The 22,658-nt window shown below is 64.8% G+C and carries 20 protein-coding genes, 1 pseudogene and 2 riboswitches; of the genes and pseudogenes, 12 read left to right on the top strand and 9 right to left on the bottom strand.

What is annotated here, in order from left to right:
* Positions 1-128 precede the first annotated feature (128 nt).
* The 3 genes from IHE39_RS28245 to IHE39_RS28255 form a co-directional block, all read right to left on the bottom strand.
* On the bottom strand, positions 129-599 hold the full coding sequence (locus IHE39_RS28245; RefSeq protein ID WP_184769813.1) for a GFA family protein: 471 nt from the start codon (positions 597-599) through the stop codon (positions 129-131).
* Between the two features lie 146 nt (positions 600-745).
* Positions 746-1,219, bottom strand: a complete 474-nt coding sequence (locus tag IHE39_RS28250) for a 6,7-dimethyl-8-ribityllumazine synthase (protein ID WP_184769812.1) — start codon at positions 1,217-1,219, stop codon at positions 746-748.
* 76 nt (positions 1,220-1,295) lie between these two features.
* Positions 1,296-1,442: riboswitch (FMN riboswitch) on the bottom strand.
* Positions 1,443-1,499: 57 nt separating this feature from the next.
* Entirely contained in the window at positions 1,500-2,054 is a 555-nt protein-coding gene (locus tag IHE39_RS28255) for a sugar O-acetyltransferase (protein WP_192568863.1), read from the bottom strand.
* Positions 2,055-2,204: 150 nt separating this feature from the next.
* Between IHE39_RS28255 and IHE39_RS28260 the strand changes: the two genes are divergently transcribed.
* Together IHE39_RS28260 and IHE39_RS28265 are read left to right on the top strand one after the other, a co-directional pair.
* A complete protein-coding gene (locus tag IHE39_RS28260; protein WP_192568864.1) occupies positions 2,205-2,666 on the top strand; it encodes a DUF4126 domain-containing protein in 462 nt (153 codons plus the stop codon).
* Positions 2,663-4,045 carry an FAD-containing oxidoreductase gene (locus tag IHE39_RS28265; protein ID WP_192568865.1) on the top strand — a complete coding sequence of 461 codons (1,383 nt, stop codon included), beginning with the start codon at positions 2,663-2,665 and terminating at the stop codon, positions 4,043-4,045. The genes IHE39_RS28260 and IHE39_RS28265 overlap by 4 nt, the downstream gene beginning before the upstream one ends.
* Positions 4,046-4,091: 46 nt before the next feature.
* On the opposite strand, the gene IHE39_RS28270 is transcribed toward IHE39_RS28265, so the two are convergent.
* Positions 4,092-4,859, bottom strand: a complete 768-nt coding sequence (locus IHE39_RS28270; protein ID WP_184769808.1) for an isocitrate lyase/PEP mutase family protein — start codon at positions 4,857-4,859, stop codon at positions 4,092-4,094.
* Positions 4,860-5,074: 215 nt separating this feature from the next.
* Positions 5,075-5,476 (bottom strand): MarR family winged helix-turn-helix transcriptional regulator, encoded by a 402-nt coding sequence (locus IHE39_RS28275; protein WP_312880828.1) that lies wholly within the window; start codon positions 5,474-5,476, stop codon positions 5,075-5,077.
* A 231-nt stretch (positions 5,477-5,707) separates the two neighbouring features.
* Between IHE39_RS28275 and IHE39_RS28280 the strand changes: the two genes are divergently transcribed.
* The gene (locus IHE39_RS28280) at positions 5,708-8,137 is read left to right on the top strand and encodes a membrane-bound PQQ-dependent dehydrogenase, glucose/quinate/shikimate family (protein ID WP_192568867.1); all 2,430 of its coding nucleotides are present in this window, start codon (positions 5,708-5,710) and stop codon (positions 8,135-8,137) included.
* Between the two features lie 47 nt (positions 8,138-8,184).
* Here IHE39_RS28280 and IHE39_RS28285 read toward each other — a convergent pair whose 3' ends face one another.
* Positions 8,185-9,090, bottom strand: a complete 906-nt coding sequence (locus tag IHE39_RS28285) for a DMT family transporter (RefSeq protein WP_192568868.1) — start codon at positions 9,088-9,090, stop codon at positions 8,185-8,187.
* A gap of 96 nt (positions 9,091-9,186) precedes the next feature.
* Between IHE39_RS28285 and IHE39_RS28290 the strand changes: the two genes are divergently transcribed.
* From IHE39_RS28290 to IHE39_RS28325, 8 genes are all read left to right on the top strand, one after another.
* Complete coding sequence (locus tag IHE39_RS28290) at positions 9,187-10,044, top strand: LysR substrate-binding domain-containing protein (protein ID WP_184769804.1); 858 nt, start codon at positions 9,187-9,189, stop codon at positions 10,042-10,044.
* 133 nt (positions 10,045-10,177) lie between these two features.
* Complete coding sequence (locus tag IHE39_RS28295) at positions 10,178-11,344, top strand: MFS transporter (RefSeq protein WP_184769803.1); 1,167 nt, start codon at positions 10,178-10,180, stop codon at positions 11,342-11,344.
* Between the two features lie 32 nt (positions 11,345-11,376).
* A riboswitch (cobalamin riboswitch) is annotated at positions 11,377-11,585 on the top strand.
* 108 nt (positions 11,586-11,693) lie between these two features.
* Entirely contained in the window at positions 11,694-12,509 is an 816-nt protein-coding gene (locus IHE39_RS28300; protein WP_184769802.1) for an ABC transporter ATP-binding protein, read from the top strand.
* 20 nt (positions 12,510-12,529) lie between these two features.
* Entirely contained in the window at positions 12,530-13,474 is a 945-nt protein-coding gene (locus IHE39_RS28305) for an ABC transporter substrate-binding protein (protein ID WP_192568869.1), read from the top strand.
* Positions 13,475-13,527: 53 nt separating this feature from the next.
* Positions 13,528-14,535: a FecCD family ABC transporter permease gene (locus IHE39_RS28310; protein WP_192568906.1), complete on the top strand. Its 1,008-nt coding sequence runs from the start codon at positions 13,528-13,530 to the stop codon at positions 14,533-14,535.
* A gap of 242 nt (positions 14,536-14,777) precedes the next feature.
* On the top strand, positions 14,778-16,967 hold the full coding sequence (locus IHE39_RS28315; RefSeq protein ID WP_192568870.1) for an anthranilate synthase: 2,190 nt from the start codon (positions 14,778-14,780) through the stop codon (positions 16,965-16,967).
* 68 nt (positions 16,968-17,035) lie between these two features.
* A complete protein-coding gene (locus IHE39_RS28320) occupies positions 17,036-17,992 on the top strand; it encodes a cation diffusion facilitator family transporter (protein ID WP_184769798.1) in 957 nt (318 codons plus the stop codon).
* A gap of 118 nt (positions 17,993-18,110) precedes the next feature.
* Complete coding sequence (locus IHE39_RS28325) at positions 18,111-18,410, top strand: putative quinol monooxygenase (RefSeq protein WP_192568871.1); 300 nt, start codon at positions 18,111-18,113, stop codon at positions 18,408-18,410.
* 11 nt (positions 18,411-18,421) lie between these two features.
* On the opposite strand, the gene IHE39_RS28330 is transcribed toward IHE39_RS28325, so the two are convergent.
* The 3 genes and pseudogenes from IHE39_RS28330 to IHE39_RS28340 all read right to left on the bottom strand — a co-directional run.
* Positions 18,422-19,627 (bottom strand): ZIP family metal transporter, encoded by a 1,206-nt coding sequence (locus tag IHE39_RS28330; RefSeq protein ID WP_192568872.1) that lies wholly within the window; start codon positions 19,625-19,627, stop codon positions 18,422-18,424.
* The gene (locus tag IHE39_RS28335) at positions 19,624-20,778 is read right to left on the bottom strand and encodes a multicopper oxidase domain-containing protein (protein WP_192568907.1); all 1,155 of its coding nucleotides are present in this window, start codon (positions 20,776-20,778) and stop codon (positions 19,624-19,626) included. The genes IHE39_RS28330 and IHE39_RS28335 overlap by 4 nt, the downstream gene beginning before the upstream one ends.
* A gap of 301 nt (positions 20,779-21,079) precedes the next feature.
* Positions 21,080-21,322: pseudogene (locus IHE39_RS28340) on the bottom strand (Bug family tripartite tricarboxylate transporter substrate binding protein); the annotation flags it as partial.
* 208 nt (positions 21,323-21,530) lie between these two features.
* On the opposite strand from IHE39_RS28340, the gene IHE39_RS28345 reads away from it, so the two are divergent.
* Positions 21,531-22,613 carry an AbrB family transcriptional regulator gene (locus IHE39_RS28345; protein WP_192568873.1) on the top strand — a complete coding sequence of 361 codons (1,083 nt, stop codon included), beginning with the start codon at positions 21,531-21,533 and terminating at the stop codon, positions 22,611-22,613.
* Positions 22,614-22,658: the final 45 nt, after the last annotated feature.

Genomic DNA, 22,658 nt, shown 5'->3' on the forward strand with positions numbered 1-22,658 from the left:
CGACCTGACGGCGTCAGACGCGCATTCTTATGGACGTTCATTCGAGGAGCTCCACTGAAGGTTGGTTGGCTTCGCAACCCCAGCTTCTCAGTCCCTCCTCGAATGAACAACCTTCATAGCTTCGACACCTAGCCCTCACCCGTTTCCGCCCAGGCCAAGTATGCGTGCATCAGCGGCTCGAGTTCTTCCATCTCAGGGAATTCGTCGAAGCTCCTGAGCGCACCTGTTGCCGCAAAGGGCATTTTCGTCCTGGTGAAGGTTTCCATAAAGGGCCGGAACCACGTGGCATCCTCCAGCATTGTCGGGCGCACATTGACGAACCAGTCGACGCCGGCGACGCGGGTGAACATCCACGTCTTGCAGTGATCACAGAACTGGTGATGCAGGTCCGCCCCATGCAGGCCGCCGACGACGGTCTCGCCCTTGGTGACGGCAAAGCCATCGGCTGGGACCATCGCGGTCAGCGAATAGGCGGAGGACGACATCTTCTGACAGCCGGGGCAATGGCAGGCAGCGGTGCAGATCGGTGCCTTCGACATCTCGATCTCGACGCGGCCGCAGCGGCAGGAACCCTTGAGCGGCAGTGGAATGGACGACATGGCAGCCCCCTTGCTTGATGCTTAGAGCATCCTGCAACCCCAGCGTTCCGAAGAATAGAGCCAGCCTCTCGCTTCCGGTGCGGCGTGCTACCGCACGGGTCGTCGGCCCTCCCCCGGAGGGGAAGAGCCGGATCGGTGCGACGCGATCAGGCGGCGATCAGTTCGCGCGCCTTGAGCAGTTCGACGCAGGCATTGGCCGCTTCCCGGCCCTTGACCTTGAAGTGGTCGAAGAAGAAGCGGTGATGCTCGGCACTGTCGTGATAGTTGTGCGGGGTGAGCACCGCCGACAGCACCGGCACGCCGGTCTGAAGCTGTACGTTCATCATGCCTTCGAGCACGGCGTGGGCGACGAAGTCGTGACGGTAGATGCCGCCGTTGACGACGAAGGCAGTGCCAAGGATCGCGGCGTAGCGGCCGGTTTCGGCCAGGGTCTTGGCAAACAACGGGATCTCGTAGGCGCCGGGCACGTCGAACACATCGACCACGATGCGGCCTTCGCCGAGCCGTTCGATCTCGGAACCGAAGGCGTTGACGCATTCGTCGACGATATCGGCATGCCAGCGCGCACGGATCACGGCAACGCGGCGGGTGGTGAAGTCTTTCGGGGATTGCTGATTCATGGGTCCATCCTTCCGTTTCGAACCAGAATCAGGACGCACGAGACGGAAACCCGGCGGCTTGCGCCCCCGCTTTCCCGTTCGTTCTCTTCCATCCGGACTATGACCGTCGGCTCCGGAATCACACCGGATCTGCTGACCCTCCCGTTACCGGCAGGCGCTCGCGGGCTTGAGTTCGAAAACCCTTACCGCCGGTGGGGACTTTCACCCCGCCCTGAGAACATTAACGCCTCCGATATGGCGGCGCCGAACGGCGCTGTCAATGACAGGAATAATAGTTTCTCTATCCAACGATCCGCCGTGCCGGATTGCCGACGACGGTGGCGCCCACCGCAACACTTTTCGTCACCACCGAGCCCGCGCCGACAACGGCGTCGTCGCCGATCTCGACGCCGCCGAGCAGGATGGCGCTGCCACCGATCCAGACATTGCGGCCAATGGTAACCGGCCGGCCGATCTCCAGCCCGGCACGTCGCAGGGCAGGATCTTTGTGGTGCTCGGGGCAATAGATCTGCACGCCCGGTCCAAACATCGTGCCCTCGCCGATGCGCACCGGGGCCGTGTCGAGGATGGTGCAGCCGGCATTGAGGAACACGCCATCGCCGAGATGGATGTTGAAGCCATAGGCACAATGAAACGGCGCTTCGATGCGAGCGCCCTCGCCCGCCGAACCAAGCAATGCCCTGAGTTGGGGCGCAATGTCGCCGCGGTCGGCAGGCGGCAGCGAACGGTGTTCGAACACGGCCTCGGCCGCCAGCGCGCGCAGCGCGTCGAGTTCGGGATCGACGCAATTGTACCATGCGCCGGCCACCATCTTTTCGCGTTCGCTCTGTGCCATCGTCGCATTCCTTGCTGATTGCCCAGCCAAACCACACAACGGACCATGCTGCAAAGGTCGAAGCCACCCGGCTCTGGCGAAACCGGATGGCTGTGCTAGCTTCCTGACAAAGTGCACTTCCAGACCAGACACATCCACGGGGGACGAAGGATGATCTACCTGCTCGCGCTTCTCATCGGCATAGTTGCAGGCCTCAGGGCCATGACCGCACCGGCGGCGGTCGCCTGGGGCGCCTGGCTCGGCTGGCTGCCGTTGGCCGGAACCTGGGCCGGCTTCATGGGACACTGGATCGCGGTTGCGATCTTCACCGTGCTGGCCGTCGTCGAACTGGTCACCGACCAGTTGCCGTCGACGCCGAGCCGCAAGGTGCCGGTGCAATCTGGCACCCGCATCATCATGGGCGCGCTGACGGGCGCCGTCATCGGCACGGCTGGCGGTATGATGGTCGGTGGTCTGGCAGCGGGTGTCATCGGTGCCATCCTTGGCACACTCGGCGGCGCAGAAATCAGGGGCCGGCTCGCAGCCTCCTTCGGCAAGGATCTGCCGGCGGCATTGATCGAGGACGCCGTGGCGATCCTCGGCGCGCTGCTGGTCGTGAGCATGGTCGTATGAGCACAGCGCAAAGATTCGACGCCATCATCATCGGCTGCGGCCAGGCCGGGCCGCCGCTGGCCGGACGGCTGACGGCGGCGGGCAAGACTGTGGCGCTGATCGAGCGCAAGCTTGTCGGCGGCACCTGTGTCAACACCGGCTGCAAGCCAACCAAGACGATGGTCGCCAGCGCCTATGCCGCCCATCTCGCTCGTACCGGCGCCGACTATGGCGTGTCGACCGGCGAAGTCTCGGTCGACATGCAGGTCGTGAAGGCGCGCAAGGACAAGGTAACAGTCGATTCCCGCGCCGGCCTCGAAAGCTGGATCGGCGGCATGAAGGGCTGCACGCTGTTTCGCGGCCATGCCCATTTCGAAGGGCCGCATGAGGTGCGCGTCGGCGACGATCTGCTGCATGGCAAGCGTATCTTCATCAATGTCGGCGGCCGCGCCAACATTCCCGACATGCCCGGCGTCAACGACATCGAATATTTGACCAACACCTCGATGATGGAGGTGGACTTCCTGCCGAAACACCTTGTCGTCGTCGGCGGCAGCTATATCGGGCTGGAGTTCGCCCAGATGTTCCGCCGCTTCGGCTCACAAGTGACCGTGGTGGAAAAAGGCCCGCGGCTGGTGTCGCGCGAGGACGAGGACGTTTCCGAGACGGTGAAGGGCATTCTCGAACGCGAGGGCATAGCGCTTCGGCTCAACGCGGAATGCATCAGCTTCGCGCCCCATGCCGACGGCGTGCAGGTCGGTGTCGACTGTACCAGCGGCGACCGCGCCGTGGTCGGCTCGCATGTGCTTTTGGCCATCGGCCGCAAGCCCAACACCGACGATCTCGGCCTCGACAAGGCCGGCGTCGAGATGGACAAGCGCGGCTTTGTCGTGGTCGACGACCAGCTCAGGACCAGCGTCCCGCACATCTGGGCGATGGGCGACTGCAACGGCAAGGGCGCCTTCACCCACACGGCCTACAACGACTTCGAAATCGTCGCGGCAAACCTGCTCGACAACGACAAGCGCAAAGTTTCCGACCGCATCGAGGCCTATGCGCTCTACATCGACCCCCCGCTCGGGCGCGCCGGCATGACCGAAACTGCGGCGCGCAAGAGCGGCCGCAAGGTGCTGTCAGGCGAGCGGCTGATGACCCGTGTCGGCCGCGCCGTCGAAAAGGGCGAGACGCAAGGGTTCATGAAGATCCTGGTCGACGCCGATACGAGGGAGATCCTCGGCGCATCGGTCCTGGGCACCGGCGGCGACGAGGCGATCCATGCCGTGCTCGACCTGATGTACGCCAAGGCGCCGATCGAGACGCTGCAGCGCGCGGTGCACATCCACCCGACGGTTTCGGAGCTGTTGCCGACAATCGCCATCGAACTGAAGCCGCTGGCATAGGATGGGCCCGTCCCGATGAAACCGGGATGGGCTTGTTCCCACAGGCTTACTCGAAGGCAGCCCGTGCCTTGGCCTCGAGCCATTCGGCCATCTGGCGGTATGGCACCGGACCGTAGCTGATGCGGCCGACGCCAAGTTCGGCGAGCTTCGCCTTCGGCGGCACATGGGCAAGCGCGATGATGTTGACGGGCAGCGATACCCCCTTGCAGAGGCTGCCGATGAGCGGCTCGTTGCCGAGGCCCGGCGCGAAGAAACCATGTGCGCCGGCCTTGGCATAAGCCTCCGCCCGTTCGATCGCCGCGTCGACCAATGCGTCACTGTGCTCGTCGGGCTTGGCCTTCAGGAAGATGTCGGTCCGCGCATTGATGAAGGCCGGGATGCCAGAAGCCTTGACGGCGTCGGCCGCTGCCGCGATGCGCTCCGCCTGGAAGGCGATGTCGTGCAGGCCGCTGCCACCGACGACCTGGTCCTCGAAGTTGACGCCGATGGCGCCTGCTTCCAGGGCGCGGATGACCGTCTTCGCCACCGTCGCCGGTTCGACGCCATAGCCGCTTTCAAGGTCCATGGTCACCGGCAAGTCGACGCTGGCAACGATGCGGCGGATGTTGTCGAGGGCAACGTCGAGCGGGATCTTTTCGCCATCTGCGAAGCCGAAGGCCGCAGCCACCGGCCAGCTGCCCGTCGCAATCGCCTTCGCGCCGGCCTTGGCGATGATCGCGGCGCTACCAGGATCCCAGGCATTGTAAAGCACCACCGGATTGCCCTTCACATGCAGGGCGTGGAAGGCCTTCGCCTTGTCGATCTGACTGGTCATGAGCGTTGTCCTCGAACTGGCTGATTCTGGAGGAACTTAGCAGCGCCGCACGACAGCACCATGGCGCAGAGGGCGATAAGTGGGTGGCCAGCAGCTAAGGTCCGAACCTCAGATTGGTTGGAACCATCGCAGCAGTTGCCATGCCGTGACGTAGAAGCGGCTGCTACGGTCCAGATCGAACGCCGATCCTGCCCCGTCAGTCCCAAGGTCGAGACTCAGCTATCCGGACCAGTGGCGAGCAGGCGCTGTTCGAGACGCGTGAGCAGCCCAAGCGCATTCTTCAGTTCGGCAGCATCTTCGTCGGCCAGGAGATCGGTGCGCAGCCTTTCGAGTATCAGCTCGATCTCATCGACCCTGAGGCGGCCGGCATCGGTCAGCGACAGGATCTTGGCACGGCGGTCGCCGGGATCGCCGGTTCGGATGATCAGGCCGTCGGCGGCCAGCAGATCGACGATACGCACCAGCGATGGACCTTCGAAACCGAGATGGTCGGCGATCACGCCCTGGCGGATATTGTCGCCCAGCCGCGACAGCATCACCAGCGGCATGGCGGTCGCGTGCGACAGTCCGCAATCGTCGAGCGCACGGTCCGCGGCATGGCGCCAGAGCCGGGCCACGGAGAGCAGGCTCCTGCCGAAACCGGTGCGGTCGGAAGCGTCATTGGACATTCGAGAAAGATAACATATTATCTATTAGGATGCGATCAGATTCTCGGTCGAAAACCGGCCGCGGGCTCTGTGCGGACGTAGAGGCGAGGAGGCCTCCGCAGAGGGCCGGCATGACGATTGCATCTGACGTCGCCCGTCCGGGTGGCTGGGTTTCCGGTTCAATCTTCGCGAGACATCGACATGGCAGAACAACAGACATCCAGGGGCAGCGGCGGCTGGCTTCTGGTTCTTTTCGGCCTGCTCATGGTCATCATCGGGGCACCGCTCGTCTATGGCGGCGTCCAGCTGATCGGCCTGGGCGGATCCTGGTACTACGCGCTCGCCGGCCTTGGCGTCGTCGCCTCCGGCATCCTCTACATCATGCGCCGCAAGGCCGGGCTTTGGCTCTACGCCCTGGTGTTCCTGGCGACCATCGCCTGGGCGCTGTGGGAATCCGGCCTCGCATTCTGGCCGCTGGTGCCGCGCCTCGTCGCACCCGCCGTGATCGCCATCCCGGCGCTGTTGCTCGCCCCCCTGTTCCCAACGAGCTCCGGCAAACGCGCTCCGTTTGCGCTTGCCGGCCTGCTGGTCGCAGCCCTTGCCGCCACCGCCTTCTACGGCTTCACGCCGCATGGCGTGACCCGCAACCCGCTGGCTTCGACCGAGCTCGCGCCGACCGTCCCGCCGGCGGCCGCGAGCGCCACCGACTGGCGCCACTACGGCCGCACCCCGGCAGGCACGCGTTATGCGCCGATCGACCAGATCAATCGCGACAATGTCGACAAACTCGAAGTCGCCTGGACGTTCCAATCGGGTGACGTCCCCGCCGGATCTGCGCAAGACCAGAGCACGCCGCTTTTCGTCAACGACACGCTCTACACCTGCTCGCCCAACAACATCGTCCACGCGCTGAACCCCGACACGGGCGAAGTGAAGTGGAAGTACGACCCCAAGGCCAAGTCGCCGCTGTGGCAACGCTGCCGCGGCGTCAGCTACTATGAGCCGGGCGCGGCACCGTCCGAGGCCAGTGCAGCCCCAACCGACCCGCTGGCACCGGCCAGCGTCATCGCGCCCATCGCGCCAGTAGCCGGAGCTTCGAACGCCTGCGCCGCACGCATCGTCATGACCACCATCGACGCCCGCCTGATCCAGCTCGACGCCAAGACCGGCGAGCTGTGCCAGGATTTCGGCACCGGCGGCATCGTCGACCTCAAGGCCGGCATGGGCGAGATCAAGGACGGCTTCTACTTCCAGACCTCGGCTCCGACAGTCATGCGCGACCTGATCATGGTCGGCGGCTGGGTCTGGGACAATGTCGAGACAGGCGAGCCTTCGGGTGCCGTGCGCGCCTTTTCGGCCCGCACCGGCGAACTTGTCTGGGCCTGGGACCTCGGCAACCCGGCGATCACCAAGCTGCCGCCGGAAGGCGAGAGCTACACGCGCGGCACGCCCAACGTCTGGTCGACGCCAGCCTATGACGACGCGCTTGGCCTCGTCTACCTGCCGACCGGCAATGCCACGCCTGATTTCTTCGGCGCGCATCGCTCCAAGGCCGCCGAGGACTACACGGCTTCGGTCGTTGCCCTCGACATCGCAACCGGCCGTGAGCGCTGGAAGTTCCAGACCGTGCATCACGACATCTGGGACTACGACGTTCCTGCCCAGCCGGCACTCTACGACGTGCCGGACGGCAAGGGCGGCACGGTGCCGGCGCTGATCCAGATCACCAAGCGCGGGCAGATCTTCATGCTCGACCGCCGCGACGGCAAGCCGATCGCCGAGGTCGAGGAGCGCCCGGTGCCGCAGACCGGTGGTGTGCCGGAGGACTTCCTGTCGCCGACGCAGCCCTACTCCGTGGGCATGCCCGAGATCGGCGCCGAGCCCTTCACCGAAGCGAAGATGTGGGGTGCCACGCCCTACGACCAGCTCTATTGCCGCATCGAATTCAAGAAGATGCGCTACGAGGGCGAATTCACGCCTCCCGGCCTGACGCGCTCGATCATCTACCCCGGCTATTATGGCGGCATGAACTGGGGCAGTGCGGCGATCGACGAGGCCCGCGGCCTGCTGATCGTAAACGACATCCGCATGCCGCAATTCGCGCAGCTGATGCCGCGCGAGGCAACCGACACCTATGGCGGCTCGGCAGCCCATGACGGCCTGTCGCAGCAGAAAGGCACGCCCTATGGCGCGCTGAAGAACGGCTTCATGTCGCCGCTCGGCGTTCCCTGCCACCAGCCGCCTTACGGCACCTTCACCGGCATCGACCTGAAGACCCGCCAGATCGTCTGGCAGGTTCCGGCCGGCACGCTCGAGGATACCGGCCCGCTCGGCATGAAGACCGGCCTTGAGATCCCGATCGGCATGCCGACGCTGGGCGGACCGATCACCACCTCCGGCGGCGTCGTCTTCTACGCCGGCACGCAGGACTACTATCTGCGCGCGCTTGACGTGGAGACCGGCGCGGAGCTGTGGAAGGGCCGCCTGCCCGTCGGCGCTCAGTCGACGCCGATGACCTTCGTTTCGCCTGATAGCGGAGCCCAGTATGTGGTGATCTCCGCCGGCGGCGCGCGCCAGTCGCCCGATCGCGGCGATTACATCGTCGCCTACAGGCTGCCGAAGCAGAACTGAGTTCACAGGCATCGACATCTAAAGGGGCGCTTGGGGCGCCCCTTTTTTCATTTCTGCCCGGCAAATCCTGACACGGCGCGGCGCACCGGCAGGCGCCAGCCAAGCCGGACACCAAGAGTCGCAACAGCGATCAGCGCCATCCCCACGCCTTGCGCGATGCCGATCGGATGACCGTAGATCGCCCAGTCGATGATGATGGCGACAACGGGATAGATGAAGGTGAGTACGCCGATGACCGGCGTCGTCAGCCTGGGATAGGCCGAGAACATCATCACATAGGCGATGCCGGTGTGCAGTACGCCGATGCCGACCAGCCAGCACCAGGATGCGAGTGCGATATCGTCGGAAAAATTGGCGAAGGGCGCAAGCATGACCACGCCGACCACCGTCTGGCACAGCACGGTGATCTCCGGCCGCTGCTCGCCGAGCCCCTTGGCGAGGATCGTCACCACCGCGTAGAGGAACGCGCCGCCGAGCGCCATGGCAATGCCTATCATCCAGGTCGCCGTAACAGGATTGCCTGATACGACCATGCCGCTGGCCAGCACGACCCCGATGAAGGCTGCGGCCATCCAGGCGATCTGGTCGGCGGCGATACGCTCCTTGAGGAACAGCACGCCGATCAGCACCACGAAGAACGGCTGGATGTGATAGAGGATCGTCATCACCGCGATCGAGGTCTTGGCGAAACCGGCGAAGAACGCCGTCCAGCTCAGCACCATGCAGACGCCGCAGAGGCCGGCGCGGGCGAGACGCCCCCATGACAGCGACCGGTCGGGCAGATAGCCGCGCAGCAGGCACCAGGCACAGAGAAACAGCGCGCCGAACAGGCAGCGCCAGAACACCGTGGTGACAGGATCGACGCCGGCCTCGGTGACAAAGGCGCCGACGGTGCCGGCAATCGCCATGGCAACAGCGAGGTTGAGGGCGGGAAAGCGCGAGGCGTTGGTCATGCTGGTCTTCCTTGGCGACGGCCAAGCAAGCCCCGGTTGACGATTTCATTCAAACGAATAGATTTGGCAAACCCTATTCGATAAGCTGATACCGCCATGGCGATGCCGCTCGACCTCGACCTGCTCAGGACTTTCGTCGCCGTTGCCGACAGCGGCAGCTTTTCTTATGCCGCCTCGCGGGTCGGCCGCAGCCAGTCGGCTGTGAGCATGCAGATGCAGCGGCTGGAGCAGACCGTCGGCAAGAAGCTTCTGGTCCGCAGTCCGCGCGTCGTCACACCCAATGCCATCGGCGAGGAGCTTCTGGTCTATGCCAGACGGCTGCTGAAGCTGTCCGACGAGGCCTGGGCATCGGTCACCCGGCCTGAGGAAGCCGGCAGCGTGCGCCTCGGCGTGCCGGACGACTATGCGGCGTTCCTGCTGCCGTCGGTGCTGTCGCGCTTTGCCGCCGCACATCCGCTGGTGACGGTCGAGCTGGTCTGCGAGCAGTCGACGTCGCTGGTCAAGACCTTCGCCGACGGCCGGCTCGATCTCGCCATCATCACCCGAGGGCCGGAGCAGTCGATCGAGGTGCTGCAGCGCGAGCGCCTGGTCTGGGTCGCTTCGCCCAACCATGTCGCCTGGGAGATCGATCCGCTTCCGGTAGCACTGTTCGAACCCGGCTGCGTTGCGCGCAGAAGCGTGCTCGAAGTGCTGGGCGCTGCCGACCGGTCGTTCCGTAGCACCTATTCCAGCGCCAGCCTGCTCGGCCTGATCGCCGTGGTACAGGCGGGCCTTGCGGTCGCCGGCCTTGCCCAGCGCAGCGTGCCGCCGGGCCTGCGCGTCATTGGCGAGAGCGAGGGCCTGCCGCCCCTGCCCGACATGGAAATCGGCATCCTGCGCAATCCGCAGACCGGCAATTCGGCGGTCGAGCGGCTCTACGACTTCCTGCGCCGCGACCTGACGCAACAGGCGTAGCGCGTCGAGGCTGCGCCTTGCGAATGTCTGCCATGCACCAAATGCATTGCTGCAATGCAGCAACGTCGCTTGTGCGGCGAGCCTAATGGGGAAAATGTAGACCTAAATCGTTTCAGCCCCCCTGAGTCCGCCCATGCCCTTGCCGATCCTCGCTCTGGCCGTTGCATCCTTTTGCATCGGCACCACCGAATTCGTGATCATGGGGCTGTTGCCTGAGGTCGCAGCCGACCTCGGCGTCTCGATCCCCGCCGCCGGCCTGCTCGTCACCGGCTACGCGCTCGGCGTGGTCATCGGCGCCCCGATCATCGCCGTCGGCACGGCCAGGCTGCCGCGCAAGCCGGTGCTGATCGGCCTCGCCATGATGTTCGTGCTCGGCAACCTGCTCTGCGCCATCGCCCCCACCTACTGGACGCTGATGATCGCCCGCGTCATCACCGCCTTCGGCCACGGCGCCTTCTTCGGCATCGGCTCGGTGGTGGCGGCAAGCCTGGTGCCTGCCAACAAGCGCGCCAGCGCCATCGCCCTGATGTTCGCCGGCCTGACGCTCGCCAACATTCTCGGCGTACCAGGCGGCACCGCCCTTGGCGAAGCCTATGGCTGGCGCGCCACCTTCTATGCCGTCGTCGTCATCGGCCTGCTTTCGGTCGCGGCCATCGCATGGCTGGTCCCGGCCGGCGTCGCCCCTCCCGGCAAGGGCGGCGTGGCCGGCGAGGTCAAAGTATTGGGCAAGCTGCAGGTCTGGCTCGCCATGATCATCTCGGCACTTGCCTCGGGCAGCCTGTTTGCCGTCTTCACCTACATCAAGCCGATCTTGACCGACGTCACCGGCCTGTCGGTCAATTCAGTCACCTGGATCCTGCTGCTCTTCGGCGGCGGCATGACCATCGGCAACATCATCGGCGGCAAGCTGGCTGACTGGAAGCTGATGCCGACGGCCATCGGCGCGCTGGTGGTGATGGCAGCGATCCATGTCGCCTTCGCCGAGCTCAGCTATTCGGCGCCCGCCGCGATCCTGCTGGTCTTCATGTGGGGCGTCATCACCTTCGTCATCGTGCCGCCGATGCAGATGCGTGTCGTCGAGACCGCCTCGGAAGCGCCGAACCTCGCCGCCACGCTCAACCAGGGCGCCTTCAATGCCGGCAACGCCGCCGGCGCCTGGGCCGGAGGTGCAGCGATCTCGATGGGCGTCAGCTATGCCGACCTGCCCTTCGTCGGCGCGGCCATCGCGCTGTCAGCCTTCGGTGTCGCGCTGATTTCCTTCACGCTCGACCGGCGTGACGCAATTCAGCAGGCGGCATGACGCTTTAGCGATTGTCAGCAACCCGTCGCTGCTGTAGCCACGGCAGCGATGGTTCCCGTTGCCTCATCGGGCAGCGGGTTAAATGGGAACACGGTGAGACGTCCTCGACGCGAAACCGTGGCTGCCCCCGCAACTGTGAGCGGATAGCAAATCGGAAATATGCCACTGGCCGTTTGGCCGGGAAGGCTCCGAGAAGCGATCACCCGCAAGCCAGGAGACCTGCCATCATCCGATTAACTCAACCGGCCGGGGTGTGCCGCGGAGATGATGATGGTTGCGACTGCCTTTTTCGGTACCGGCGCGCTCACCGGATCGTTCTGCCACCTCCGCCCGACCGCGGAGACAGGGCATGCTCGATCGCGTCCACGCCGCTAGCCGCCTCGTAGGCACGACCCCGGCACTTCTCGAACTCGATGGCGTCAGCTGGGGCCCGCGCGCCTCCAAGCCCATCCTCGAGCCGGTCAACCTTGCGGTCGCGCCAGGCGAGCTGCTCGCCATCGTCGGTCCCAACGGTGCGGGCAAGTCGAGCCTGCTGCGCTGCCTCTACCGCTATCACCGGCCGACCGCAGGCACTGTCCGCCTCGATGGCACCGACATCTGGAAGATGAAGCCGCGTGACTGCGCCCGGCGCATCGCAACCGTGCTTCAGGAGAGCGCTTCCGACTTCGGCCTGACGGTCGCCGAGATCATCGAGCTTGGCTTGACCCCGCATGTCACGAGCTTCAGCACCGGCGACCACGACTACATCAAGGTCGAGGCAGCACTCGGCCTGCTCGGCCTGACCGCGTTCGCGGCACGCGACTTCGGCTCACTGTCGGGCGGCGAAAAGCAGCGCGTGATGATCGCCCGCGCGCTGGTGCAGCGGCCCGACCTTCTGATCCTCGACGAGCCGACCAATCATCTCGACATTCGCCACCAGCTCGAAGTGCTGGAACTGCTCGGCAATCTGGGCTGCACCGTCATCGTCTCGCTGCACGACCTGGCGCTCGCCTCGGCGCATGCCCATCGCGTGCTGGTGATGGACGCAGGCCGCGCGATCGCCTGTGGTCCGCCGGCCGACATCCTGACGCCCGAACGCATCCGTGACAGCTTTTCCGTAGGTGCCACCCTCGACGACCATCCGGTCACCGGCCGCCCGCGTTTTTCCTTCCATCTCGAACGCTGACAACAACCCAAGGAGCCTCCATGCGCCTGCCGATCATTGCCGCCGCCCTGCTTGCCGCCTGTGCTTCTGCTGCGGCCAGCGGCTTTCCCGTCACCGTCAAGAGCTGCAATCGCAACGTGACCTTCGAGGCCGCGCCCAAGCGCGCGGTTTCCCACGACGTCAACCTGACCGAGATGATGCTGGTGCTCGGCCTCGCCGACCACATGGTCGGCTACTCCGGTATCTCCGGCTGGAAGACGCTGGACGAAAACCTGCGCAAAGGTGTCGGTGAATTGCCCGAACTCGCGCCGAAATACGTCACCAAGGAAGTGCTGCTCGGCGTCGACACCGACCTGTTCTTCGCCGGCTGGAACTACGGCATGAAGGTCGGCGGCGACGTCACCCCCGACACGCTCGCACCGTTCAACATTGCGGTCTACGAGCTGACCGAGAGCTGCATCCACATCATGAAGAAGGACAAGTCCTCGCTTCAGGACGTCTATGCCGACCTCACCAACCTCGGCGCGATCTTCGGCGTGCGCGAGAAGGCGGAAGCGCTGGTGGCAGGTTACGAAAAGGAGCTTGCCGACTTCCAGGCGTCGCTGCCCAAGCTCGACAAGCCGGTCAACGTGTTCCTCTACGATTCCGGCGAGCAGAAGCCCTTCACTGCCGGCCGCTACGCCATGCCGACCGCCATCATCGAGGCAGCCGGTGGCAGGAACATCTCCGACGACGTCGAGTCGAGCTGGGTCGAGATCGGCTGGGAGCCGGTCATCGAACGCAATCCCGACATGGTGGTGATCGTCAACTATGGCGAAGTGACCGCCGAGCAGAAGATCGAATTCATGCGCAGCAATCCGGCCTTCAAGGACATCGCGGCGGTGAAGAACAACCGCTTCTTCGTGCTCGAATACAACGAGGCGACGCCAGGACCGCGCAACATCGCCGCGATCAAGCGCCTCGCCGCCGCGATGCGGGCTGACTGACCGTGTCGCACCGCCACCTCGTCGTTGGGCCAAGGCACGCCCTGATCCACGCCATGCCGGCCCTGATCCCGGGGCTGGTGGTGGTGCTCGTCATCAGCATGGTCATCGCCGTTGGCGTCGGCGCCGTCGCGATCCCGCTCGAGACCGTGTGGGGCGTGATCGCCAACAAGCTGGTGCCGGGAAGCGTCGAGGTGGCCTGGTCCAGCGGCCGCGAGAACATCGTCTGGGACGTGCGCGCGCCGCGCGTCATCCTGGGGGCTGCCGTTGGCGCCTCGCTGGCGCTGGTCGGTGCCGGATTGCAATCGGTAACACGCAATCCGCTCGCCGACCCGCATTTGCTCGGCGTCTCCTCCGGTGCCGCCTTCGGCGCGATCATGGCGCTGATCCATGCCGGCATGGTGTTCGGCGCCATCACCGTGCCGGCCTTTGCCTTTGCCGGGGCGCTGGCAGCGACGGCCATGGTGCTGGCGATCTCGAACCTGACGCGCGCACAGTCGGCTGGCCAGCTGATCCTCGCCGGCGTCGCGGTGAGCTTCATCATCTCTGCCGCCGGCAATCTCCTGATCTTCATCGGCGACCCGAAGGCCGCCCATGTCGCGATCTTCTGGATGCTCGGCGGGCTGGGGCTGGCGCAATGGAGCCACCTGCCCTATCCGCTGGCAGCGCTTGTTGTCGGCGGCATGTGGCTGATGACCCAGACCCGCAATCTCAACGCCATGACACTCGGCGACGAAAGCGCCACCGCACTCGGAATCCCGGCGCGACGCTTCCGGATCAAGGTCTTCGTCGTCTGTGCGCTGCTGACCGGCTGCGCCGTCGCCTATTCCGGCGTCATCGCCTTCGTCGGCCTGATGATCCCGCACATCGTGCGCTTCTTCGTCGGTGGCGACTATCGCCGCGTGCTGCCGCTGTCGGCGCTGGTCGGAGCCATTTTCCTGATTGCCGCCGACATGGTTGCCCGCACGGTGATGCCGCCGCAGGACATGCCGCTCGGCATCGTCACCGGACTGATCGGCGGCGTGGCCTTCGTGGTGCTGATGCGCCGCCGCGCCACAAATTGACGGTCAGTTGGTAATGCAATGCAAGACGACGCAAATCCAGTTGCACCCCCAGTTTTTCCTAGCTATGGATTTGCCATGAACACGACTTCGCTCCAGAACATTTGGTGGCGGGCCAGCTGACAGCGGCCTCTTGAAGCGCGTGCGCGTGAAAATTGTGATGGCCGCAACGGGATTTCCGGGCGGCCATTTGCTTTTTCGAACCAGGCTCCGGAACGCTCCCACTGCAAGAGATGGAGACGGGAATGACGTTGGAATTGCTTGAAAACGGTGCCGAGCGTTACGTGACTTCTGGTGGTGTCGCCATCACCCGGCAGCGCCACGAAACCGCCTATGCCGGCGCGATCGAGACCTATCTCGACGGGCTGAACAGCCGGCGCGGTGCCGTATTTTCTTCCAACTACGAATATCCTGGCCGCTATACGCGATGGGACACCGCCATCATCGACCCGCCAGTGGTGATCTCGGCGCGTGGCCGCTCGATGAAGATCGAGGCGCTGAACGCCCGTGGCGAAGTGCTGCTGCCGGTCATCCATGCCGCGCTCGCTCCGCTCGAAGAGCTTTCGATCGGTGAGACGACAAAGCGCCTGATCGCGCTCGAAGTGGCGACGCCAGGCCGCGTCTTCACCGAAGAGGAGCGCTCGCGGGTGCCCTCGGTGTTCACCGTGCTGCGCGCCATCACCGCCTTGTTCAAGTCGGACGAAGACAGCAATCTAGGCCTCTACGGCGCCTTCGGCTACGACCTCGCCTTCCAGTTCGACCCGGTCGAACACAAGCTCGAGCGCAAGCCGAGCCAGCGCGACCTGGTGTTGTTTTTGCCCGACGAAATCCTCGTCGTCGACCACTACTCGGCCAAGGCCTGGCACGACCGCTACGACTATGCGGCTGAAGGTTTTTCGACAGATGGCATTGCCCGCGACAGTGTCGAGGAGCCGTTCAAGCCGTCCGACCGCATTCCGCCGCGCGCCGACCACGAACCGGGCGAATATGCCCAGCTGGTGCGCCGGGCGATGGACAGCTTCAAGCGCGGCGACCTGTTCGAGGTCGTGCCGGGGCAGATGTTCTTTGAACGCTGCGAAACGGTGCCGTCCGAGATCTCGCGCCGGCTGAAGGCGATCAACCCCTCGCCCTATTCGTTCTTCATCAACCTTGGCGAAGGCGAGTACCTGATCGGCGCGTCGCCCGAGATGTTCGTGCGCGTCAATGGCCGTCGCGTCGAGACCTGCCCGATTTCGGGCACAATCAAGCGCGGCGACGACGCCATCTCCGACAGCGAGCAGATTCTGAAGCTGCTCAACTCGAAGAAGGACGAGTCGGAGCTGACGATGTGCTCCGACGTCGACCGCAACGACAAATCCCGCGTCTGCGAACCGGGCACGGTGCGTGTCATCGGCCGCCGCCAGATCGAGATGTATTCGCGCCTGATCCACACCGTCGACCACATCGAGGGCCGCCTGCGCGAGGGCATGGACGCCTTCGACGCCTTCCTCAGCCACGCCTGGGCGGTGACCGTCACCGGTGCCCCCAAATTGTGGGCCATGCGCTTCATCGAGCAGAACGAGAAGAGCCCGCGCGCCTGGTATGGCGGGGCGATCGGCATGGTGCACTTCAACGGCGACCTGAACACCGGCATGACGCTACGCACCATCCGCATCCAGGACGGCATTGGCGAGGTGCGCGCCGGCGCCACGCTGCTCTACGATTCCGTCCCCGAGGAAGAAGAAGCCGAAACCGAACTGAAGGCCTCAGCCATGCTTTCCGCAATCCGCGACGCCAAGACCGGCAATGCTCCCGGCACCGAACGCGCCACCGCCCGCGTCGGCGAAGGGGTGAAGATCCTGCTCGTCGACCACGAGGATTCCTTCGTCCACACCCTGGCCAACTATTTCCGCCAGACCGGCGCCGACGTCTCGACGGTCCGCTCGCCAGTGCCGGAAGAAATCTTCGACCGGGTCAAGCCCGACCTCGTGGTGCTCTCGCCCGGCCCTGGCACGCCCAAGGATTTCGACACGGCGGCGACCATCAAGAAGGCGCGGGCGCGCGACCTGCCGATCTTCGGCGTGTGCCTTGGCCTGCAGGCTCTGGCCGAAGCCTATGGCGGCGAGCTCAGGCAGCTTGCGGTGCCGATGCACGGCAAGCCGTCGCGCATCCGAATCTCCAAGCCAGGCATCGTCTTTTCCGGCCTGCCCAAGGAAGTGACGGTCGGCCGCTATCACTCGATCTTCGCCGATCCGGTGCGCCTGCCCAGCGACTTCGTCGTCACCGCCGAGACCGAGGACGGCGTGATCATGGCGTTTGAGCACAAGAAAGAACCGATCGCGGCGGTGCAATTCCATCCCGAATCGATCATGACGCTCGGCCACGACGCCGGCATGCGCATGATCGAAAACGTGGTTGCCCACATGCCGCGCAAGGCCAAGGACAAGGCGGCCTAGCCAACATCGATAACCTTCCCTCCCGCGGCCGCTCGGCCGCGGGAGGCACCAGTCATCAAAGCGAGATCATGGTCCAGACCGAAACGCAGGGATCGTCAGCTAGCGGCAGCCAGTCGACATCGGCCAAGAAGCGCGTCGCAAGACTGGCTTTCTGGTCGATCATCATCGGCGCCGCGGTGATGGGGCTGAAATTCGTCGCCTGGTGGCTGACGGGTTCGGTCGCGCTCTATTCGGACGCACTGGAATCGATCGTCAACGTCGTTGCCGCCATGGCCGCCTTCTGGGCGATCAAGGTCAGCCACAAGCCGGCCGACCTCGACCATCAGCACGGCCATCACAAGGCCGAATATTTCTCGGCCGTGCTCGAGGGCGTGCTGATCATCGTCGCAGCGCTTCTGATCCTGTTTGAGGTCTGGCGCAGTTGGGGCGTACCTATGAATGCCGACGATCCCTGGCTCGGCCTCGGCATCAATGGTTTTGCCGCCGTCATCAACGCGTTCTGGGCCACCATGCTGATCCGCGTCGGCCGCGCCGAGCGCTCGCCCGCCATGGTCGCCGACGGCCACCACATCATGACCGACGTGGTGACGTCAGCCGGCGTGCTTGTCGGCCTCGTCGGCGCCGTCCTCACCGGCTGGTCGATCCTCGATCCGGTGCTTGCCGTGATCGTGGCGCTCAACATCCTGTGGCAGGGCTGGCACGTCATGAGTTCGTCGATGAACGGACTGATGGACCGCGCCGTCGAGCTCGACGAGCACATGCGCATCCGCGACATCATCTCGGCCAATTCCAAGGGCGCGATCGAGGTGCATGACCTCAAGACCCGCATCGCCGGCCGCGCCACTTTCATCGAGTTCCACCTCGTCGTCGACGCCGACATGAGCGTCGGTGACAGCCATGTCATCTGCGACCGCATCGAAGATGCGCTGCGCGACGAAATCCCCTCCGTGCGCGTCATCATCCATGTCGAGCCCGACGACGAAGCCAAGCTGCCCAAGGGCACGGTGGCGGTGCCCTTCGCCTGAACCGGCAACAAGCCTTGCCGTTTGTCAGGATGATGTCGGGATCCGTGCCAAGCCTCTGGACATCGGCCGCCGGCGCAAGCTCTATCCAGCCAGCGGACGAAGAGATGCGAGGTCTGACATGTATGGGCTGATAGGCAAGATGCGCGCGCAGGCTGGCAAGCGCGACGAACTGCTCGATATCCTTCTTGGCAGCACCGGCGCCATGCCAGGGTGCCTGAGCTATGTCATCGCCCGGGACCCGGCCGACGCTGACGCGATCTGGATCACCGAGGTGTGGGACAACAGCACGAGCCACAAGGCGTCGCTGCAGCTGCCCGAGGTCCAGGCGGCGATCAAGCAGGCTATGCCGATCATCGCCGGCTTTGATTCCAGCACCGAGATCGAGCCGGTCGGCGGCTTCGGGCTGCCGTCCGGCTGAACGGTTGCGGCCTAAATCTTCACCAGCATCGCGGTAAGGTACATGAAACCGGCGCCGGTAGCGAGACCGGCCATGGCCGCTGGGCTGAACAGCCCCCCGCTCTCCGGCCCCTCGCCACGGCGTATCAGGGCGGCGACCTCGACGATGACCTGAAGGATCGCACCAGCACCTATGGCGAGCGCCAGTGCCGACCATTGCGGCGCGAACGCCAGGCTGCCGATCCACAAACCCAGCACCGCCGGCCCGCCGGCCAGCAGTGTCAGCCAGGCAAAGGTCGACAGCTTGACCCGCTGGCGCAAGATCGGTGCTGCGATGCCGATGCCTTCGGTGACATTGTGCAAGGTGAAGCCGAGCACCAGGAAACTGCCGAGCCCGGCGGCACCCGCCGCGAAAGCCGCCCCGATCGCCAATCCCTCGCCGAAATTGTGCAGGCCGATGCCGATGGCGATATAGGTGGCGAGCGCAAGACCTTTCGGTGCGCCGTTGCGGCGGCTGACGCCGACAAGGATCAGGAAGCTCGCGGCCGCCGTCAGCACCACCATCACATTGCCCTGGAAGATCGCGGCGGATTCGGCGGCCAGCTCGAACGCCTCGCCGATGGCGTCGACCATCAGGAAGCCAAGCAGGCCGACGGTCAGCGCCAGGAGGAATGTCATGCCCGAGCGACCCATGCCGCGCAGCGCCGGGTAGAACATCAGTCCTATGGCCACCGGCACGATGCCGACGAAGATGCCGAGAATGGCCTGTGACATCAGGCTGGAACTGTCGGCGACCGGCGTCGCCACCGCGACCGGGATGTCATGTGCGAATGTGGCGCCGGTGTTGGTCACCAGCTTGATCGCGTGCGCTTCGCCGAGCACCCATGGAAAAGGCACCTGGATCCAGGCTGAGGTGCCGCGCGCCAGCGGCCCAGGCGGCTCTTGGGTGAACTGCCAATAGGCGTCGTCGACCTGGACCTGGGCGATCGTCATCGGCTCCGAGCCGCCGGCACGAACCAGAGCGCGGATGCCGTCACCGGCAAGAATGACACGCTCGAAAGCGATGTCTTCGACCGGCGGCGCGCCGTTGTTGAAACGCGCCAGCGGGTTGGCTGAAATCAGGACTGTGATGGCCGCAGCAAAGGCAAGCAGCGGCAGGACGACCCACCAAAGCGCGCGGCGCGGTGCCGCCGTGCCGGACAGCTCGGCTTCGGTCTCGGAGATCGGAGCGTCCCTCATGCCACGTCCTCCACGACGTCGAACATGCCGACCCAGCCCAGTTCGGTGAACTCCGACTGGTGCGGGTGGAACATATAGAGGCCGGTTTCATGCTCGGCGAAGCTGAACTCGATGATGCCGCGCTGGGCCTGGCATTGGGTGATCAGGTCGACGGTCTTCAACGTCGGGGTCAGCGTCGTGCCCTGGTCGAAATAGTCGAAGAAATTGGCATGCAGGTGAAACGAGTTGATCGGGTCGAACTCGACGACGTTGATCAGGTAGATCCGCACCGGTCGGTTCCTGGTGATCTTGATCGGCGTGTTCATGTAGGTGTGCGCCACCGTATTGACGGCGTAGAACTCGTTTTCGCCGTCGAAATTGGTGTCGAAGGCATTCATCACCATGACGAGTTCCTGCCACTGCGCATTCTCCGGCGTGCCGAGCAGGCGCGAGCGGGCGACATCGGCAAGCTCGGGATGGCGGGCGGGATCGGGGTCGATGATGAAGGCGCCGTACATGCCCTTGTGGATGTGCCGCTTCAGCGGCAGCGCGTGGCAATGATAGAGGTGGCAGCCGAACGGCTTCGCGTCGAACTCGTAGACGAACTCCTCGCCGGGATTGATCAGGCCGGCGCCCGGCACGCCGTCCATGCGCGCGGCGTGGATGCCGTGAAAATGCATCGAATGCGGATGCGAGCCGTAGTTCTTGAAAACGATCCGCAAACGCTCGCCTTCGGTGGCACGCAGTGCTGGACCCGGAACGCGGCCATTATAGGTCCAGGCCGGGAACATCACACCCGGCGCGATCTCGATTTCCTTGTCCTCGGCGACGACCTCGAAGGTCCGCAGCGTGCGGCCATCGGACAAGACGGACGTTACGCCGACGTCCCAGTCGGTGAGCATCTTCGCCGGATCGAAGCCGTTGCGGGCGCTGTCGACCTCACCGACGGTGACCATCGCGCCATGTGCGCCGCTGTGGCCTGACGATGGTGACGGTGCCTGATAGGCATCCGCAGCAGCCGGCGTTGCCGAGCCGGCATCATGGCCGCCATGCGTCGCCTGCCCCACCGCCGCATTGACGCCCACTGCCGTCGCTCCTGCAGTGCAGATGCCACCCGCCAGCACCAGCCTGCGGCTGAGCCGCTCCCCAAACATTGTCGGCACGTCCACCATCCCGGTCATTTTGCAAATGCGAATGATTTGCATCATGCTCTCGCAAGTAGCCGCACACAAGCTGAATCTCAGTGGCAGCTAAAGGCCCCAAACTGGCGTGGTGACTCAAAAATCCGAGCCGACGACACGCGGCGATCGGACGATGCGGCACTAGAGCCTCGAAGCTCGCTAGGTCGAAAGGTCCGCCGAGCGCCGAAATCAATGGTGTGGCACAGGCGTGATTGGGCGCCGTCACGCAATTGCGCGAGGGTGAATCAGGACCGTAGACTTTCCGCGTAAGCCGCTGACCAAATTACCTCTCGGCACCAATGTTGCCGCCGGCGCCGGCGACGTTTTCGACCACCACCTGCTGGCCGAGATCGTCCGACATCTTCTGGGCGATGATGCGGGCGACGACATCGGTCGATCCGCCGGCCGCAAACGGCACCACCATCGTCACCGTCCGGTCGGGGAATTGCTGAGCTACTGCCTGGGGCGCCAGCGCCAGCAGCGAAGCGGCCGAAAGCCCAAGCGCGAATGTCATGCGGCGGGTCAACTTCATCATCAGTACGCACCTCCCGGTTGGCGGCGGCACCTCGTTGCCGACCGCGTGGAGCGGCGAGCGTATGAACGTTACCTACGCTGTCAAATGCAACGTTGGAGGAGAGTGGCTGGGCAGGTGCTGCCGGCATCGGAATCGATGGGCTCGCCGGCGGTGTATGTTGCGCCCGGCAGGGCTGACACATCCGCCCGAATAGGTCTAAGACGGCGGCATGAAGCCTGACCCGCAGCCTGCAGCCCCGCTCACCGAGACAAAGCCCCTGACGCAGTGGACCCTGCTGCTGGCCTGTTCGGTGCTGCTCGCCGGGCTGCTCGAACTCGTCCATCTGCCCGCAGCCCTGCTTGTCGGCCCGATGCTGGTCGCCATCGCGCTCGGCAGCAACGGTGCCACTGTGCGCGTGCCCAGGCCGCTCTTCGTCTCGGCTCAGGCGTTGATCGGCTGCCTCGTCGCCAGCTCGATTTCGACTGGTATCTTCGTCACCTTCGTCTCGGAATGGCCGCTGTTTCTGAGTGCGGCGATCGCTACCGTGGTCGCCAGCAGCTTCCTTGGCTGGTTCATATCGCGGCTCAAGGTGCTGCCCGGCACGACCGCCGTATGGGGTTCGGCACCGGGGGCCGCTACCGCCATGGTGTTGATGGCGGACGCCTTCGGCGCCGACGCGCGGCTCGTCGCCTTCATGCAATATCTGCGCGTCATCATGGTTTCGATCGCCGCCGCGGTCATCGCCCGGCTCTGGGTCGACACGTCGGGCGCGGAAGCGCCCGGCATCGTATGGTTCCCGCCAATCGTCTGGCCGGCTTTTGGCGCGATGATCGGCGTCGCCATCGTCGGCGGTACGCTCGGCCACCTGCTGCGCATCCCCTCGCCGTATTTCGTTGGCGCGATGATCGTCGGCGCTGTCGTCCATCTCGGCTTGGGCATCGAGCTGCAGCTGCCGGAATGGCTGCTGGCCATCGGCTACACTTTGATCGGCTGGTCGATCGGGCTCAACTTCACCCGGCCGATCCTGCGCCACGCGGCGCGCGCCTTGCCGCAGGTGGTGGGCTCGATAGCGGCCCTGATGGCCTTTTGCGGCGCTCTGGCCTTTGGCCTGCACATCATCCTCGGCGTCGATCCGCTGACCGCCTATCTGGCGACCAGCCCCGGCGGCATGGATTCGATCGCCATCATCGCCGCCGCCTCCAAGGAAGTCGATCTGTCCTTCGTGCTGACGCTGCAGATGCTGCGTTTCCTGATCGTGCTGCTGTTCGGCCCGGCACTTGCGAGGCTGGTAGCGCGCACGATCAAGGATTGAGGCGTCCGGCGCCCAACAAAAAAACCTTTCCCCTGTAGGATCGCG

This window comes from Aminobacter carboxidus (genome assembly GCF_014863355.1).
Lineage (GTDB): Bacteria > Pseudomonadota > Alphaproteobacteria > Rhizobiales > Rhizobiaceae > Aminobacter > Aminobacter carboxidus.